Source organism: Alteromonas sp. (assembly GCF_984505615.1).
On sequence record NZ_CFHOXV010000025.1, the window covers coordinates 29,943 to 48,180 of the forward strand.

The 18,238-nt window shown below is 49.4% G+C and carries 14 protein-coding genes; 8 read left to right on the forward strand and 6 right to left on the reverse strand.

Annotated features, from left to right (window positions below; all coding sequences use genetic code 11):
- Positions 1 to 7: 7 nt before the first annotated feature.
- A complete protein-coding gene (locus AC4PME_RS13635) occupies positions 8 to 667 on the reverse strand; it encodes a tRNA-uridine aminocarboxypropyltransferase (protein WP_491044776.1) in 660 nt (219 codons plus the stop codon).
- Positions 668 to 814: 147 nt separating this feature from the next.
- On the opposite strand from AC4PME_RS13635, the gene dld reads away from it, so the two are divergent.
- Positions 815 to 2,509: a D-lactate dehydrogenase gene (gene dld / locus AC4PME_RS13640; protein ID WP_491044718.1), complete on the forward strand. Its 1,695-nt coding sequence runs from the start codon at positions 815 to 817 to the stop codon at positions 2,507 to 2,509.
- A 16-nt stretch (positions 2,510 to 2,525) separates the two neighbouring features.
- Here the strand turns inward: dld and AC4PME_RS13645 are convergent, their stop codons facing one another.
- Entirely contained in the window at positions 2,526 to 4,085 is a 1,560-nt protein-coding gene (locus AC4PME_RS13645; RefSeq protein ID WP_491044717.1) for a Fic family protein, read from the reverse strand.
- A gap of 214 nt (positions 4,086 to 4,299) precedes the next feature.
- Complete coding sequence (locus AC4PME_RS13650) at positions 4,300 to 5,580, reverse strand: alginate export family protein (protein WP_491529632.1); 1,281 nt, start codon at positions 5,578 to 5,580, stop codon at positions 4,300 to 4,302.
- 200 nt (positions 5,581 to 5,780) lie between these two features.
- Here AC4PME_RS13650 and AC4PME_RS13655 point away from each other — a divergent pair, with 200 nt between their 5' ends.
- Complete coding sequence (locus tag AC4PME_RS13655) at positions 5,781 to 7,424, forward strand: methyl-accepting chemotaxis protein (protein WP_491044715.1); 1,644 nt, start codon at positions 5,781 to 5,783, stop codon at positions 7,422 to 7,424.
- Here AC4PME_RS13655 and AC4PME_RS13660 read toward each other — a convergent pair.
- Entirely contained in the window at positions 7,421 to 7,852 is a 432-nt protein-coding gene (locus tag AC4PME_RS13660; protein WP_119499682.1) for a MarR family winged helix-turn-helix transcriptional regulator, read from the reverse strand. The two genes, AC4PME_RS13655 and AC4PME_RS13660, sit on opposite strands and share 4 nt — an antisense overlap.
- Before the next feature lie 126 nt (positions 7,853 to 7,978).
- On the opposite strand from AC4PME_RS13660, the gene AC4PME_RS13665 reads away from it, so the two are divergent.
- Positions 7,979 to 8,407, forward strand: coding sequence for an organic hydroperoxide resistance protein (locus AC4PME_RS13665; protein WP_303573443.1), 429 nt, complete (start codon positions 7,979 to 7,981; stop codon positions 8,405 to 8,407).
- Between the two features lie 6 nt (positions 8,408 to 8,413).
- On the opposite strand, the gene AC4PME_RS13670 is transcribed toward AC4PME_RS13665, so the two are convergent.
- Positions 8,414 to 9,301 carry a helix-turn-helix domain-containing protein gene (locus tag AC4PME_RS13670; protein WP_491044714.1) on the reverse strand — a complete coding sequence of 296 codons (888 nt, stop codon included), beginning with the start codon at positions 9,299 to 9,301 and terminating at the stop codon, positions 8,414 to 8,416.
- A 105-nt stretch (positions 9,302 to 9,406) separates the two neighbouring features.
- Between AC4PME_RS13670 and AC4PME_RS13675 the strand changes: the two genes are divergently transcribed.
- The 5 genes from AC4PME_RS13675 to AC4PME_RS13695 all read left to right on the forward strand — a co-directional run bounded on the left by AC4PME_RS13675 (position 9,407) and on the right by AC4PME_RS13695 (position 16,208).
- Positions 9,407 to 9,808: a protocatechuate 3,4-dioxygenase gene (locus AC4PME_RS13675; RefSeq protein ID WP_119499679.1), complete on the forward strand. Its 402-nt coding sequence runs from the start codon at positions 9,407 to 9,409 to the stop codon at positions 9,806 to 9,808.
- Entirely contained in the window at positions 9,801 to 10,646 is an 846-nt protein-coding gene (locus AC4PME_RS13680; RefSeq protein ID WP_119499678.1) for a class III extradiol dioxygenase family protein, read from the forward strand. Before AC4PME_RS13675 ends, AC4PME_RS13680 begins: the two co-directional genes overlap by 8 nt.
- A gap of 140 nt (positions 10,647 to 10,786) precedes the next feature.
- Positions 10,787 to 11,698, forward strand: a complete 912-nt coding sequence (locus AC4PME_RS13685) for a LysR family transcriptional regulator (RefSeq protein WP_119499677.1) — start codon at positions 10,787 to 10,789, stop codon at positions 11,696 to 11,698.
- Between the two features lie 163 nt (positions 11,699 to 11,861).
- Entirely contained in the window at positions 11,862 to 14,696 is a 2,835-nt protein-coding gene (locus tag AC4PME_RS13690; protein ID WP_491044713.1) for a TonB-dependent receptor, read from the forward strand.
- An 84-nt stretch (positions 14,697 to 14,780) separates the two neighbouring features.
- Positions 14,781 to 16,208 (forward strand): sulfatase family protein, encoded by a 1,428-nt coding sequence (locus AC4PME_RS13695; protein WP_119499675.1) that lies wholly within the window; start codon positions 14,781 to 14,783, stop codon positions 16,206 to 16,208.
- An 81-nt stretch (positions 16,209 to 16,289) separates the two neighbouring features.
- On the opposite strand, the gene AC4PME_RS13700 is transcribed toward AC4PME_RS13695, so the two are convergent.
- A complete protein-coding gene (locus AC4PME_RS13700; protein WP_119499674.1) occupies positions 16,290 to 17,972 on the reverse strand; it encodes a glycoside hydrolase family 43 protein in 1,683 nt (560 codons plus the stop codon).
- Between the last annotated feature and the right edge of the window lie 266 nt (positions 17,973 to 18,238).

Consider the following 18,238-nt stretch of genomic DNA (forward strand, 5'->3'; position numbering starts at 1 on the left):
TTGTTTGCTACGAACGGTTACTCATATGGGGTTTACCCATAATGTAATTTTTCCGGAAATGACTGAAATACGCACTCAGGCTGGCCGCAGCTTGTGGTTCGCCCGCCAGTTTCAGTACTTCGATACCTACTTCTGCCGTGCATAGCTGAAAATCATGAGAGGCTTCGCGGAGGGCGTAATCTGACAGCGCTTCAGGCTGAATGCCCAGTACAGGAAAAGACTGCAAGTAAGCACTTTTACGGAACATGCGGCCGGCTTCACGCCACGTGCCGTCGAGCATGATAAACAAGGGGGTTTTACCTTCCTGCACAGGTACGTCATACAGCCGCCTTTCGGGTGCCGCATTCTCATGAGGAAAGATAATAACCGGCATGTAGCGTTCGTCATTTAACAGCGCCAGCAACGCTGGCTGAGGTTCTGTCCGCGACCAGGTAAAGGCATAATTGTGTTTAGCCACATCCGCGATTAACCGGCCTGTATTCGACGGTTTGTAGCATTCACCTTTATACATCAGAAACAAAAAGGCACTTTCAGCCACAGGCTCCGGTACAGCATCACAAATACAGTGCACCGCCGGCAGCAGACAACCTTCGCAGCGTTTTACGCGACTACCCCGCGTTACAAAAGGCCGCGTTGATTTAGCCAGTTCCTGAATACGCAGTGCCAAAACTGAATTATGCAAAACCAAAATCACTGTTAAGAGGTAAGGCGCGCAGTTTACCCGACCAGCGCGCCGGTTACGATAAGCCATCATGGTAAAAATGCGATATATTCAACCAGGTTTCCAGGCCTGCTTTTCAAAAGGAGTTATTTCATGTCGCACCCGGTTGTTGCGCAACTGCAAGCTGTGCTGAGCCCCGAACATATCGCTACAGATCCTGCCGCTACCGAACACTATCGTTCCGGCTGGCGTTCAGGGCAAGGTAAAGCACTGGCCGTGGTATTTCCGCAAACTCTGGTTGCACTCTGGCGCGTACTGGAAGTGTGCGTAAACAATAACTGCATCATTATTATGCAGGCCGCAAAAACCGGACTGACGGAAGGCTCTACACCGTCCGGCGACGATTACGACCGGGAAATTGTGGTGATAAATACTCTGGCCATGGATGATCTCATCATGCTTGAGGATGGCAAACAGGTCATCAGTTTCCCGGGCGCCACCCTGCACAAGCTTGAAGATCAGTTAAAACCTTTTTCACGCAGTCCCCATTCCGTTATCGGTTCATCCTGTCTGGGCGCGTCCATTGTGGGCGGTGTAGCAAACAACTCTGGCGGCGCGCTGATTAAACGCGGCCCTGCCTACACCCAATATGCCTTGTATGCGCAGGTTAATGAACATGGCGAGCTACACCTGGTTAATCACCTGGGTATTGAATTGGGGTCAGAGCCTGAAGAGATCCTGACAAACCTGGAAAACGGCACATTCGATAAGAACAGTACGGATAACAGTAAGTTTGCCAGCGCGCAGGATTACGCAGACATCATTCGTGATGTGGATGCCTCAACCCCCGCCCGCTACAACGCGGACCCCGGCAAACTTTTTGAGGCCAGTGGATGCGCCGGTAAGCTCGCGGTATTTGCAGTAAGGCTCGATACCTTTGCCAAGCCCGAAAGAGAACAAACCTTTTATATTGGCGTGAATGATCCGGCGCTTCTGGCGAAGTTGCGCCGGCACATGCTGGCAGAGTTTACCCACTTACCGGAAGTCGCAGAGTACATGCACCGTGATATTTTCGATGTCGCTAAAGACTACGGCAAAGACACCTTTCTGGCTGTTAAGCACTTGGGTACCGGCAGGCTGCCTAAAATGTTTGCAGCAAAGGGCCGCATTGATGCGCTGCTGAACAAGCAGTCCTGGCTGCCTTCGTTTCTTTCAGACCGCATTATGCAATCTGCCGCCAGGCTGTTTCCCAATCATCTGCCCGACAGTCTGATGCAGTACCGGAACCAGTATGAGCATCACCTCATTCTGAAGATGAGTGATGAGGGCATTGAAGAAGCAGACGCTTTTCTGAAATCATTTTTTGCCGCAGAACATGGTGGCAACTTTATGGTGTGTTCACCGGACGAAGCGTCTGCCGCATTCCTGCACCGGTTTGCCGCAGCAGGCGCTGCACTGCGCTATCAGTTACTGCACGAAAAAGAGGTGGGCGACATCCTCGCGCTGGATATTGCGCTGCGCCGCAACGACATGGACTGGGTAGAAACCTTACCGCCGGAGCTTGACGCAAAAATTGAGAAGAAACTCTATTACGGACACTTTTTCTGTCATGTATTCCATCAGGACTACATTCTTAAAAAAGGTACTGAGGCAAAGCAGGTAAAAGCAGAGATGCTGGCCCTGCTCGATAACCGCGGAGCCAAATACCCGGCAGAACACAACGTGGGCCATCTATATGATGCAGAAGATACCCTGAAAGCCTTCTACCGCTCATTGGATCCGACCAATACGTTCAACCCCGGCATCGGTCATATGGAGAAAACGAAACGCAACTGTGCATGTTGTTAGGGAAACGGCCCTTTAGTTATAGCAGCGATGCGAGAAATTGTGTAAAAGGCACAATATCCTGCTTAACGCTGGCTGCTTCTAATGCCTGCATGTACTCATCCCGTCGCTCAACCGGCACAATTGTCCATGGGTAACCACCAGACGCCATCATCAGATTCATGATAAATCTTCCCATTCTGCCATTACCATCAAAGTAAGGGTGGATATAGACGAAGATGAAGTGCCCCAGTACAACTCTGACTGCTGCATTTTCCTCCTCTGCAAGCAGGTCAAAGAGTGCCGGCATCATCTCGCGAACCGCTTCACGGCCGGGAGGGATGTGCATACTCTGGCGAATATAGACAGGACCTGAACGATATCCGGCAAGGTCCGCTTGTCTGACGATGCCCGCGGCCACACCCGGGCCAAATAAAGCAAGATACCAATCACTGTGGGCTTGTTCTAACAGGTCCCCCGGATTGTTACCTTCTAACACCGCTAATACTGCTTTTTTAACTTCCTGAAATGCATCCCAGTAGCCTTTAGCAGCCATGGCGTCCAAATGCTTTTTGTGCCCGTCAGATTCATCAGCTCTCCAGCTGCCTGAGCGAACCAGTTCAATTAACTCACGAGTCACCCGATAACCTTCAATGGACAGCGAGTGGTAAGCATCAGAAACGTATTTTTCTTCCACTTCGGCCATATAGGTTTCTATATTGATGCCTTTGCCTGAGGGTGATGGAAAATGCGCTATAACATTTTCACGCATTTGCGCCCACATTAACCGCATGCGATTTACATAGGGTGACATATCACGACGACCAAAACTTACCTGCACTTTCTCTGTAAACGGATCTTCTTCATGGGCTTTCAAATCGGCCGCTTGCATGCCCTTTAATATATTGTCAGCAATCAAATCCCGTCCAATATTTCTAAAAGCGCCTGCTAACCGCCCTGCAATCACACTGTGGTTTCCGGCAAGTAAAACCGACAATACGTCGGAAGAATCAGTCACCATCGACAGAGCTGTACGCATTTGAACAGGCGCATTTTTAAACTGGTTCGCGGAAGAATAGACAAGCGCTGCCGCCAGACTGTATACATTGAGCCCTGCAAGGTTTTCAATGTATTCCGCGGAGGGCAAATTCAATCTGACATCAAAAATTGAAGTGTTGTGAAGGAAGGTGGTGGGTTTGTTATTTCCTTTGGGTGAGCGCACGAGTAATTGTCCAGGCACAGTTCTGTCGCCGGTATGCAAACTTAGAGATTGTTCAGGCGACAGGCACCAGGATTGATCAAACCGTTCCGACAAATAGGCTCCGCAAAAATCCCAGAAAGAGGTATACCACGATGTACTGTCGCCTGGTTTTTCATCTGGCATTGCCGGAATGTACCAGCCCCGGATAACTTCGCGAATAAACCCGTGCTTCAGTAGCCGCTCCCGGTGCAACCTGCTGAGTTGCTTCGATTGGATAGCAACAACCCCTGACTCCTGAAGCTGCTGTAATTGCTCAAGAGAAACAGCCAGTTTTTGTGATATGTCATTCATACTCGCCCCATCAATAACACGTGAAATTCGTCCGCTGCCAAATATCACATCCAGGTTTTAGAGTTATATCACTTATAGGTTTTAATGTCTCACGACTTATAGGTTTTAATGTCTATATTGCAAGAGAGGTAGTGATGAGAAGCATAAGCGGGCTTATAGAACTAAGTACGACAGATTAGCGCTATTTCGGAGAAATCTAAATCAGGCCATCCCCCGGGGATGGCCTGTTAAGACAGGATGAAAAACCCTAAATACGTATTAGTCAGAACTTATACAGAAATGCGGTGTAGGCAAACTGTGAGTCATCAGGGTAATCCCCCTGCTCAAGAGCACCGCCTTTCATCAGGTAGGCACCGCCAAACTCAAGACGCAGTTCCGGCATGACCTGATAACGCCATCTGACTTCTAACTGGTTACCCATGAAGTCCTCTTCGCCCTGCTCTACTTTGTGATACCACAGGGCTTTGTAACCCACCATGATGTTATGCACACCACCGATTTTGGTTACGCTGCGTAACCCCGGCGCAATAATGTTGCTGCGCTGAAAGCCCTGATATACATCCGTTGGACCGAAGTCGAAACGCCGGACACCATAGAGGCCGTCGAAGGCGTTAATCTCATCGTCGGCGCTGTCATTGTCGCCGGTGGCGAAGTCAATCTCCGCCCGTAAGAATGTGCTCTTGGTGACTTGCTGGCCTAAATGGGCGTGTACCATCCATGCATTCACATCTAAATCAGTAAGATCGCTGGCTGATGAGGACGCTCTTGCCGTACCCGTTTGCCCAATCACTTCAATGTTGCTTTTCCAGTCACCGGCAAAGCTTTCTGAATAATCCACAGACAAGGTGTAAAGGTCGCGATTTTTCGTCGCCAGTTCTTCAGAGTCACTTTCTTTGAACCAGTAATTCTGAATCTTCCATTTCTCATCCGGAGACACGGCATACAGACCGAAGTACTTACGCTCACTGAAGCTCTTATCGAATGCACGCTTATTATCTTCTACCAGTTGGGATTGAGTAGGAAAGCGGCTTACCGGCAGAAAATAGAATCCGCGGACATCCCAGTCTTTGACGACGGTATCAACCATCACACCGTCGAAGGCATTGATGGTATTGCGATACACACCCTTCGCCATCAAACGACGGCTGCCATGGTCAACGGCCATACGGCCAACGGTAATGGCTTTTACGTACTCGTTGAAATCTTTGTAGCGGATAAAGTACTGCAGCGGCTCAAGGGTGTTTACCTGAGACGACTTTAGCGTCGGATCGTTATCATCTAAAAATGCCCGTGAATCCTGGATTTCCAAGGTGGCATTCCAGTTTCCGTAATTTGCCTCACCTTTCAACAAAACCCGTGAAGAAATACGGTCGTTGGACTGAGTACGCTGGGCTTCAGTGGCCGGAAAAATCGGGTTTTTCAACGTTTCGTAACGCATTCTCCAGGAACCGCTGAAATCAAATTCAATATCCTGAGCGAGAGCCTGAGGAGTAAGTAAAGACCCCAAAGCTGCGATAAGCGTTGGACGGATAAATTTACGCATTGACAGAACCTTAGTCCTTATTGGTACTAAAAATTGAGTGTTCCGGAAAGTCGAAATGCATCCGGATGTTTTATTGACTACATTATAAATGGTGTGAATATGAGAAAAGCTGCTACTGATTAGTCCAATAATTTATAATTCAGACCTGAAAAAACATTTTGTCAACTGTACATTGCCAATCACCACATAAAGAAGGCGTTATGTTCAACTTCGAAAATATGACCGTTCGTCAAAAGCTGGCAGTACCACTCAGCTTTGTTGCACTGCTTATTCTGGTAGTCAGTTTTATAAGCATATCCAACAGTCGCTCACTGGCGCACAATACTGAAACCCTGTCTGCCACATTCACAGAATCAATCAGTACGGCATTGAACGCAGATCGCGATTTGTATCAGGCGCACTCTGCGCTGCTGGACCTGATGCTGGCTGAAGAACTGGAGATCAGTGGCGCAGCAAGCCTGATAGAAGATTACGAAGAGAATGCTCAGCAGGCTAACGACCGTATGGCCAAAGTGCTTTCACTCACGAAAGATTATCCTGACGTGGTTAGTCAGGCAAAGCAGTTCCGTCGGGATTTTGATAACTGGATCCAGCTGAATCAACAGGTCATGATGTTAATCGGCCAAAAAAACGTGGGGCAAGCGGCCGCAATTTATCATCAGCAAGGGATGCCTCTGTTTGAAGCCTTGCGGGGCAACTATGACCGCATTGGCGAAGCAGTGAAAAATCAGTCGGACAAAATCACCCGTGACAGTCTTGCAGCCAGCAACCAGCAAACCGTGTATCTGATCATTGCCGTGGTGCTGGCCGTTGTTGCCTGTGCGGTGAGTATTATTATCGGTCCGCGCCTTATTACCCGCCGCATCAATATGTTGCGCGATGTGCTTGATTCAATCAGTAAAGGCGAAGGTGATCTGACTCAGCGGTTAAGTACACATGGCCGCGATGAAATCACCGGTGTAGCACTGGCATTTAATGCGTTGATGGACAACCTTCAGCGGCTTATCAAGCTGATTAAAGCTGACGCTGTGTCGCTGAAAGACGCGGAAACCTCTATGCGCTCATCGTCAGACGATGTCAGACATATTTCCCACGAGCAACGTGACAACCTTGATCAGATTGCTACCGCAATTAACGAACTCAGCTATGCGCTGAAGGAAGTTGCCGACAATACTCAGGATGCGCTGAGCGATACCCGCACTGCCAATGAAGATGCAGCTGATAGCCAGGCAGCCGTTTCTACCTCCGCAGCAACGGTATCCAAAACCTCGCAGGCGATCACTCATGCCAGCTCTGTGATCCAGAAGCTGGAAAAAGAAACACAACAAATTTCTTCACTGCTGGATGTGATCAGCGGCATTTCTGAACAAACCAACTTGCTGGCACTGAATGCGGCAATTGAAGCGGCCAGGGCCGGTGAACAGGGTCGCGGTTTCGCTGTGGTTGCTGATGAAGTCCGCTCGCTGGCTAACCGTTCACAGCAGGCCACCACAGACATTAATGAGATGCTGCTGAATCTTAACAAAGGGGTGTCTGAGGCTGTATCGGCCATTGAGTCCGGTTCGTCACAGATGGCGGAAGTGGTAGAAATTTCAGCATCGCTGAATGAAAAACTGAATAAAGTATCGTCGTCGGTCACCGGTGCCAACGACCGTATCTATCAGATTGCCACCGCCACGGAAGAGCAAAGCCAGGTAGTGATGAACCTGAATGAAACCGTATCTGCGCTGAACACGCTGAGTCAGCAGGTTATCGCAACCGTTGAACAGGCCGGTGCCGCCAGTCAGCGGGTCAGTGATGTATCCCGCAATATCGACGGTAACGTAAACCGCTTTAAAGTTTAGGACTGAAAACAGCCCTGTAACTTATCAATGAGTGTGACCAGCTGGCGGGCTTCGTCAGCGGTCATGCCCTGAAATTTACATAACATCTGCGCAGGTACGGCTTCTGCTGTGGTCTTCGCCGCCCTACCCGCTTCTGTCAGCAGGACTTTCTTCACCCGCTTATCTTTTTCATCCTGCTTCACCGTAAGCAAGCCCTTCTGCTCCAGCTTTTTCAGAATTAACGACATGGCGCCGCCGTCTATCAGGGTTTTATTGAGCAGGCCGGCAATCGTCACATCGTCCTGTTCCCACAAAGCCATCATCACCACGTATTGAGGATAGGTGATATCCAGCGCAGCTAAGAGCGGCCGGTACGCACGGGTAAATGCATTCGACAAAGTATAAAAACGGTGACAAAGCTGGTTTTCTAACTTCAGCGCTTCAGACATAACGGCCTCCGGAACAAGATTCAAATATTTTGCATGCAAAACACTTGATCTGCAAACCTGATCTCTGTTAATTTATTTTGCATACAAAGTATTTGATTGTATTACGACAACACTGAGGAGATCTTTATGCACAAATTAGATAACGTGATTTATACAGGTAAAGCCACTGTAACCGGCGGCCGCGAAGGTAAAGCAACCTCTGATGACGGCAACCTGTCTGTCACACTGACTACCCCGAAGGAGCTTGGCGGCGCTGGTGGTGAAGGGACGAACCCTGAGCAAATGTTCGCAGCCGGTTATGCCGCCTGCTACATCGGCGCACTGAAGCATGTAGCCGCAGCAGAGAAAGTGAAGTTGGGCAAAGACATTTCAGTAAAAGGCGAAGTAGGCATTGGCCCGATTGAGGGCGGCTTTGCTATTGCTGTGAAGCTGATTGTTGACCTGGGAGAGCTTGATAAGGCTACTGCGCAATCCATCGCAGACAAAGCACACCAGGTGTGCCCGTACTCCAATGCGACCCGTGGCAACATTGAAGTGGACATCACGGTAGTATAATACGGCTTACGCTGTTTCCGGCGACGCTTTATCACGGGTTTCCTGTCTGAATTTCAGCGGTGACAACCCGGCCTTTTTGGTAAAAAACTTGGTAAAGTGCGCCGGATCTTTAAAGCCAATCCGGTAAGCGATTGAGGTAATGCTGAAATCCGCGAACATCAGATGCCGCTTGGCTTCCACCAGCAGATGCCGGTGGATCATCGATAGTGCATTCACGGACGCATGTTGCTGACAAAGCTGATTTAAGTGCGCCGCTGATACGCCGATTTTTCCTGCATACCATCCAACCTGGTGATGCGTTGTGCCGAACTGAGCGATCAGCGCTTTAAACTGCAGAAACTTTCTTTCCGCCTTGGAATACTGACCGGGCACATCTTCGTGTTGCGATGTACACCTGGCAATATGTACTACCATCTGCCTTAAAAGCGCGATGGTCATTTGCTCTTCAAACTGTCCGTGGCCTTCGGCCTCCCGCTTCAGTTGTTTGCAAATGAGCTGTAAATCTTCGCAGGTTTGCGCCGGAATATCCTGCAAAATAGCGCCTTCCTGAAACGCAGCCTGATAGGCTCCCGGTGAGATTTCAGAAATCGCCGCAGACACAATTGACAGTACAAATCCTTCAGACCCGGGTTCCCACTGAAAACCGTGCATGTGGCCTTCAGGAATAGACAATAATACCGGCGCGGATACAGCTAATTGCTGCTCATCCAGCTGAACTTGCCCGCCACCTTTGACGACGAAAAAAATCTGGTGCAAATCCCTGTGACGGTGAGGCTGAATCATCCAGTCGTGGCGTTCACTGCGTGTGGTCAGCGGCTCACAGTACAGAATGTGTCTGTGTTCCACCTGTTCGTTATCACCATAGAAATCCACCGCGTCCAAAGAATTCAACATAATTTTCACTTTCTACAAAATTGACAATTAAGCACCTTTTTTATGCATTAACTATGCATTCAATCTATATAAAATACAATAAACAATGTTAACAGAGGTTTCACAATGAGCTGGCAACCCAAAGATTATGACGATATTCCGGGCACCTATGTGTTCGACGGACGCGCAGCCAACCCGGCCTATGCGTTAAACAAGTTACTGTTTTCTTTTAATGAAGAAGCCAACCGCCTTGAGTTTGATCAGGACCCGGCCGCTTACTGCGACAAAATGGGTGTGAAAGACAAATATAAAGATGCTGTGGTGAATCAGGATTTTCTCGGCATGCTGCGAATGGGTGCAAACATTTACTTCATGGCCAAAATGGCGATTCCCCGTGGTACATCAGTACAGGATGCCGGCGCGGCGTTTCAGGGCATTACGACTGAAGAATTTATCGCGAATTTACAAAAACGGGCCGAGAAGCTCGATGAACTGATTAAGGCAAAAGGAGACTACTGGAATGGCTAAGCTTTTAGGCGGTATCACCAGCTCACATATTCCGGCAGTGGGCGCTGCAATATCCAACAATTTAACGCAGGAGCCTTACTGGAAACGCTTCTTTGACGGCTACGGTCCGGCCAAAGCCTGGCTGGAAGAGAAGAAGCCCGACATCGTGATTGTGGTTTATAACGATCACGGCCTGAATTTCTTCCTCGACAAAGTGCCCACGTTCGCGCTGGGCTGTGCTGACCAGTACTTCAATGCCGACGAGGGCTGGGGCCTGAAGCCTGTCGCACCTTTCACGGGTAACGCACCTTTCTCATGGCATCTGGCGGAATCACTGGTAGAGCAGGAATTCGACATTTGTACCTGTCAGGAAATGAAAGTCGACCACGGCTTTGTAAACCCTATCCGCGCGCTTTACGGCGACCATGAAATCTGGCCGGTTCAGGCCATTCCTCTGGCGGTAAATACCGTTCAGCACCCTGTACCGACCGCCCGCCGTTGCTACAAACTGGGCCAGGCGTTAGGCAAAGCTATCGCCAGCTTCCCGGACGATCTCAGCGTGGTGATTCTGGGTACCGGCGGTATGTCTCACCAGCTACAAGGTGAGCGCGCCGGCATCATTGATGTGGAATTCGATTTAGAGTGTATGGATAAAATCGCCACTGATCCTGAGTGGTTTGCAGACCTCTCGAACACTGAAATCATGCGCCGCTCAGGCTCTGAAGGTATTGAAACCATTATGTGGATGGTAATGCGCGGCGCATTACGCCACGACGTGGAAGTAGTGCACAAACATTACCATGCCCCGATATCCAATACCGGTGCGGGCGTAATGGTACTGGACAATCATCCTGAATAATCACTTCAGGTATATTTTGCTTTAGTTAATTAACCGGAGGCATCAGGCCTCCGTTTTTTTATGCTCACTCTTACGGACGCGCTGGCTTTTACCTGCAACCGGGGGCAACATAAGCTTACTCACATTAATGCAGGTGTACTATGCGCTTCTTGTTGTCCCGGCATCTCGCCCAGTTTGTAGCAATTTATGATAAAGGCTCGTTGCGGGCGGCATCGGAGGTACTGAATGTGTCCCAGCCTGCGCTGTCGAAGAGTTTGAGTCAGTTTGAAATGCTACTGGATGTGAAGTTATTCGACAGAACCGGAGGCCGTTTAAACCCCACTCCCTTCGCAGATATTCTCAGGACCAAAGCCAATATCATCCTTAAGGAAGCGGAGATAACCACCCGTGAAATTGAGAAAATTAAGCAGAACTATTACAAACCTCTCACAGGCAGCGCCGGCCCCGTCTGGTTGTCTGAGATTTTGCCGGATGTATTGCCTTCGCTGTATCACCAGTTTCCTGGCTTGAACATCGGCATTAAGCTTGAATCCGCAGACGTTGCCATTCCCAAAGTACTCAATGGTGATTCTGACATGTATTTTGGCTTGATCCCCGCCGGGGATCTTGCTCACGGACTCAGCGCCATTCCGCTGTTAAATCTCGAAAGCATGCTGTTCGCCCGCCGCTCACATCCTATCCATGCCCTGCCCGCGAACGAACGCGCAACGTCCCTGTGCGATTATCCCTGGTCTGCATTCGGGATCTGGGAAGGTGCGATAAACATTTCCATGAAAGAGAATCTGCAACGCAAAGGCATTCCTTTTTCCGGCTTCACCTACGGTATCGAATCTTTACTTGGCCTTGCCCGTATCGGCCAGCAAACCGACCATATCATTATGTCTGTGGATGCAGTGTCAGAAACCTTTGCACAGTACGATTTAATTCCTGTAGAGGCAATTTCACTGAATCAGACGTTCTCGTCCGGCATGGTATGCCGCACCAGTCTGACAGATTTCGAACCGGTGAATTATCTGCTGGAAGCGCTGAGAACCCGATATAATCAATCGTAATTTCCCATAAGTTATAGGTTGATAATTTAATATCAATTGTAGTTATCACAAGACGCGTGCAACATTAACCTTAAGTTAACCTCCAGTTAACAAAGAAGAGTAAACAGATCCTGTCTGTTTGTAGTTTCTTTCCGGACAACGACTTTTGATTACTGAGAGCACGATGACACACACAAAAAACAGATGCCTGAAAAGCACATTAGCAATCGCCATTGCCTCCACCTTTTGCAACCCCGGTTTTGCTCAGGACACGCCAACTGATGATATGGAAGTCATCGCTGTTACCGGGATCCGCCAGAGCCTCACTGAGGCCATGGGGATTAAAAAAGAATCCTCCACCGTTGTTGATGCGATTTCTGCCGAAGATGTAGGTAAGTTCCCTGACATTAACGTTGCGGAATCCCTTCAACGTATTACAGGTGTCCAAATCAACCGCTCCCGCGGTGAAGGCTCCTCGATCAATATACGGGGCCTGCCTTCCGATTTCGTGCTTGTCCGCATGAACAATGTGGCGTTACCAAATGCGTTAACGGATACCGGTTCAGATACCAGCCGCAGCTTTGACTTTACTTCTTTACCCAGTGAATTTGTCAGAACCCTGGAAGTACATAAAACGCCCACGGCGTCTCTTGAGGAGGGTGGCCTGGCCGGCTCAGTGGTGATCCGCACTCCCCGCCCCTTCGACTTTACTGAGCGCCAGCTTGCGCTGTCAGTGCAGGGCAGCAAGGAGTCAAACGCGGAAGATATTGGTCCCCGTGTTACTGCTTTCTACAGCGATGTTTATGGCGACGGTGATTTCGGTCTGACACTGGGTGTGTCTTACATGGAGCGGAATTCCGGCACCCAGGATTTTCTAAATTTCGGTTATACCAGCTTTTCTGAAGCTGAAGGTTTCACCAGCGGTTCTCAACAGTTTGGCGCTTTTACTGAAGACGGGATTGCCAATCCGGAGATCTGCGACGGCTCTGTGGCCTCACGGGACTTATGTAGCGGACAGGACTTCAACGGTAATGGCGTACTGGATGATGGCAGTGTAGCCATTCCCTACATTACCTTTCACACGATGTACGACGAAAAACGTACCCGCACCAGCGCAATTTTGTCAGCCCAGTGGGCGGCATCGGACAACCTTGAGCTGACGGCTGACGGCTTTTACACAAAATATGAAGTCGACAGCGCGCGGGCAGAATTCCTCGCTTTCCCCTATAACTCACTGGGGCCGTACTATCCTGACGAGTCTGAAATCCGCGACATTGACGGACGTGCAGTGGCAACGACGTTCCGCGCTGATAATGTGGATACCCGTGCCGGTAACCGGATAGAACAGCGGGAAGGTGATACCTGGTCGATGACGTTGCTGGGTAAATATCTTACTGATAACTGGACAGTTAACGGTCAGGTAAACCGCTCCCGTTCTTCACAGCTGGCAGACAACCTGAATATTGTGAACAGTACGCTGGTGGATTTAACGCTGCAATCTGAACAGGGCGATGCGGTTACCTCAACCACTTATATGAACGGCTCTGAAGACCGTGTGCTGGACCCGCAGAACTATCGCCTCGTCGGTGTTAACGGTGCCTACAATCAGGCATCATCGGAAGATTTACTGGATATAAAACTCGACGCAGAGCGCTATCTGGATTTCGGCAATATTACGAAATTCAAAACAGGCTTCCACTACGCTGACCGTAATAAAGTGGGTCAAAGTGCCCGACTGACGATGAATGTGGCCCAAATTGAGTCACTCTTTGGCGACCAGCCTCCGGTGGAGTTGTTCGAACAACTGGGGATCACAGGTACATCTTCTGCCGCTTTCCTGCTACAACCGGTATCACCACTGAACGGCGCCTATCTTGAAAACTATCCGGGCCTGATTCAGGAGCGGCTGGCCATTGATACCCGCAGAATGCTGAACAGCTTTTCACGGGAAGAGCTGATTGCTGCCGGCAATTACGGTATCGATCCCACCCTGTCGGAGGATGTATCCGAAGAAGCGACAAATGCCTATGCCGAAATAGCGTTTGAAAGTGGCGATGGCAATCTGTCGGGTAACTTTGGCGTTCGTTTCACCCGCACAGAGCAATTGTCCCGTGGTGCCGGCGCTGACTTAAATCAGATTACCTTCAATCCTAACGGCGGGTTAACCACAGTGGCACCGCTGGGGCTAATCGAGGAATCCAACAGTTACAGTGAGTGGCTGCCGAGTCTTAACCTTCGCTATAACCTCACAGATGAGCTGATTGCGAGATTTGGTGCCAGCAGAACCATTGCCCGTCCGCGCTTTACAGACATTTCGCCGGTAACGGTAGCGAACGTGGAAGCCAACAGTATTACAGGCGGTAACCCGACACTGGATCCGTTTAAATCGAATAACATTGATGTGGCTCTGGAGTACTACTACGGTGACACAGATATGGTATCTGCAACGTTGTTTTACAAAGATCTGGTGTCTCTTATCCGCTCCGGCTCTACGGTAATAAACCTGCCTGTGACCAATGCATTGACCGGGGAAGTCTTTACAGCCCAGTTTATCGACCGCAGTCCGTCCAATGGCGAAGGTGCCAAAATTCGTGGTGCAGAGCTGGCCGGTCAGCATAGTTTCGTTTCACTGCCGGGCTTGCTGGCCAATACAGGTGTCAACGCCAACTATACCTTTATTGATAACAGCGACCCGGAAGCCATTACCGCCGGCTCAAAGCACAACTTCAACGTGGGCGGATTTTACGAGGATGATACCTTCGGCGCGCGTATCTCCTATACCTGGCGCGACAAATTTCTGTCTCAGCTTGTAGCATTCGGTGGCAGAGGCGCGGTTACTCAGGCATACGGCACGTTAGATGCATCGGTGAATTATAACGTATCGGAGAATTTCACCGTTGTCGTGGAAGGCGTGAACCTGCTTGATGAAGCGGTAGAAATTAAGTTCACCGACGGCCTGCCCTATCAGGTTGTAGACAATGGTCGCCGGTTGTTTGCGGGATTCCGCGCCACGTTCTGATTTCCAGTGAGTGCCCGGCCAATCCCTCAATACCCCGATATTACGGCCGGGCCTTTTTTCTCCCCTAGTTTAAGGAATTTACCAGTGAGCTATGTAACTACATTGCTGGCAGCTTCTGCCCGCGTTTCACTTATCACCGCATTTTCGCTGGCAGGGCTCAACAGCGCTATGTCAGCCCCGCAACCGGAGCAACCCAATATCATCGTGATGATGGCTGACGATATGGGCTACGGAGATCTAAGCACCTACGGGCATCCCAATATTGTGACTCCCAATTTAGATGCAATGGCCACAGAAGGGATCAAACTCACCTCGTTCTACGCTGGTCAGGCAGTATGTACACCCTCCCGTGCGGCACTGATGACAGGGAGATATGCCATCCGCTCCGGTATGCAGCAGGTATTGATGCCTGATTCAGATCGCGGCCTGCCCCAGTCTGAATTTACGATGGCTGAAATGCTTAAATCTCAGGGCTATCAAACTGCTATGGTAGGAAAATGGCATCTGGGTGATAAAGCCGGATTTTTGCCGGTGGACCATGGCTTCGATCAGTATTTCGGCTTGCTTTACAGCAATGATATGACTGATCCCTGGGTGACAGCAGAATTGATGGGCAGAGAAAGTATGTCTCCGCTGCAAATGTTCCGTAACGACAAGCCTGTGGGCGTGATCAAAGACCAGTCTGTACTCACCACATCATACACCGAAGAAGCTGTTGCCAATATAGGCGCATTTTCTGACGACAAACCTTTCTTTTTATATATGGCCTGGTCCATGCCCCATTTACCGGTGGCAGCACCGGATTTTCAAAAGGGAAAATCCGCAGGCGGATTGTATGGCGATGCGGTATCAACGATTGACTGGAGCGTTGGTGAAGTACTGAACGCACTGGAAGAAAAAGGCGTAGCGGACAACACCATTATTGTATTTTTCAGTGATAACGGCCCGTGGCAAAACCTGCCGGACAGAATGGTTCAGGGCGGTGTGGAACGCTGGCATGTGGGCAGCGCCGGCACGTTAAAAGGTTCAAAAGGCACAACCTATGAAGGCGGTTCCCGTGTCCCTGCCATCATTCACTGGCCTGACAGCAAAATTAACGGCTCGGTCAATTCAGAATTGATTTCTGCACTGGATTTATTCCCGACATTCGCCACATTAAGCGGCGCAACTTTGCCTGAAGATCTCACACTGGACGGCGCGGATCTGTCGGATTTTCTGAAAGGTAATACTCCGCATAGCAAAGACAATTACTTCTATTATTTCCGTGGTGATGTGGCTGAAGCCGTCAGAGATAAAAAATGGAAACTGCGCCTGTCTCCTTTTGATGAATTCAGCGGTGAGATGGCCAGTGCCAGTGATACCCGTGTTCAGCCTGAACTGTATAACCTTAAAGATGACCCGTCAGAGCGCTTCAATGTGGCTGACTCTCATCCTGAGATAGTTGACCGGCTGACGAAACAACTGGCGCGGTTTGCTGAAGAGACACAGTCACAAACTTTTGCCGGTAAATGAGATTTCACAGCCAGGCGATGCAAACCGGATTTCAACATCCGGTTTGCTTATTACAAAATCCGTTGTCTGCGGTGTCTTTTACTACTGACGTGCATGCAAGCCAATGGTGGTGCCTACGAATCCCCCGGCCTTTTGTGTGCTTAACAGAGTTGCATCAAGAGTATCGCCTGCAGAGATCCACTTTCCGTTTTCTTTGTAAGAAAAAGCGATCTTGCTTCCCTTGCCCTCAACTTTCAGGGTTACCGGCTCACCCGCAGAGGTAGTAAGCTGTCGCTCTGAAATAACGCTTACTTTGCCGTCGGCTACTTGCTCAATGAAGGCAGAATACTTGCCATTTTTCCCATGCAAGCCGAAGAAATAGTGGTAGTCCGCACTCTGAAAAGCAGCGAGACCTGCGGTAGCCGTTGAATCAGCGGGTATCGTCACTTCAGTGGTCGCAGAAAAATTTGCCGCAGCCTGATGGGTTCCTATATAGCTTACTTTTTCCTTACTTGAGAGTAAGCCCGGCAACGGTGTGATATTCAGCTCACCATTTCCGGTACTCAACCAGTCGCGGTCGAACTCGCGCAAACCTTGCCAACGGAAACTAAGCTTCTTGTCATCAAAGCTGTCTTTCCATGAATAAAAATCGGTCCCCTGTGCAGCCCGGGTACCAGCCGGACGAGTTACCGTAACCGGTACAGGCGTTTCAGGTGGCAGGATATGGGGCCATTCGTTTAGCCACTCCACAGGTAACAAAAAGGTATCCCTGCCCGTGTTGTACAAGTCGAAATCGTACGGCCGCGTGCCAAGAAACACCGCCCACCATTCGCCCTCTCCGGTTTGGATAAAGTCTGCGTGCCCGGCAGTATCCACAGGGTTGGCACGGGGATAGGTTAAATCCCTCTGTGTCAGAATCGGATTATTTTCATAGGGTATAAAGGGGGCATCCAATGAACGGGAGCGAAATACGACCTGCGAGTGTTGCGGACCTGTACCACCTTCAGCACACGACAAGTAGTACCAGTCACCGATTTTATAAATATGCGGAGCTTCAATCCATATGGGCTTCTTAGATATATCTACACCACCATTCACAAGTAACTGCCGGCTTTCAGCTAATACTTTTTGAGACTGAGGGTCATATTCCCACATCCAGATTGCACGATGCCCCTGATAAAGAGGTTCTCCGGGAGGCGCGTCATTATGGGTGATGTAAACCCGCCCGTCTTCATCGAAGAAAATATCCGGATCAATTCCCCCGACTTCAGGCAACCAGATTGGTTCAGACCATGGCCCTTCCGGGTTTTCAGCTGTAATAATAAAGTTTCCTCCATTATCGACTGACGTAGTGATGATATAAAATAAACCGTTATGGTAGCGAATGGTGGGTGCAAATATTCCCCTTGAGACCGACGCACCTGCAAACTCCATCTGTGACTTGCGATCGAGGGCATAGCCGATAAGGGTCCAGTCTGTAAGGTTCTTACTATGTAATACCGGTAAACCGGGCGTGTAACTGAAAGAAGATGTTGTCAGATAATAGTCCTCCCCCCTTTTGGTGACAGAAGGGTCAGGATAAAAACCTGGTAATACCGGATTCAAAAATTTCCCCTCCGGCGCTTCTCCGGGTCCTCCCGGAGTTGAGTACTCAAACCAGTTAAAAGTTACTTTACCTGAAGTGTGGTCAGCATTTATTGCAGTACCGGATGTGACTGACTGTGAATTACATCCCGCCAATACAAGACCGGCAATAATAGAACAGATGAATGTTTTGCTTTTCATGAAATAGCCCGGGTTGAAGTTTAATTTGCATTACATGTGATAGTAAAAGCGGCTTCAATCCTGAGGAGTTATGAAAAATCTTAAACCCGATTGCGTTTTTGTTAACACAAAGAAACAAACATTACTTTTTAGTTACACCGCAGTTACGTTTATTAGTATTACCCTCGCAATTGCTCTTTTTCTCCCGGAGTATGGGGCTTACCTGGCAAATTGATATTAAGGGAAAGACGGGTGAGTACGGGTAATTGTTACAGATATTTTTTTTC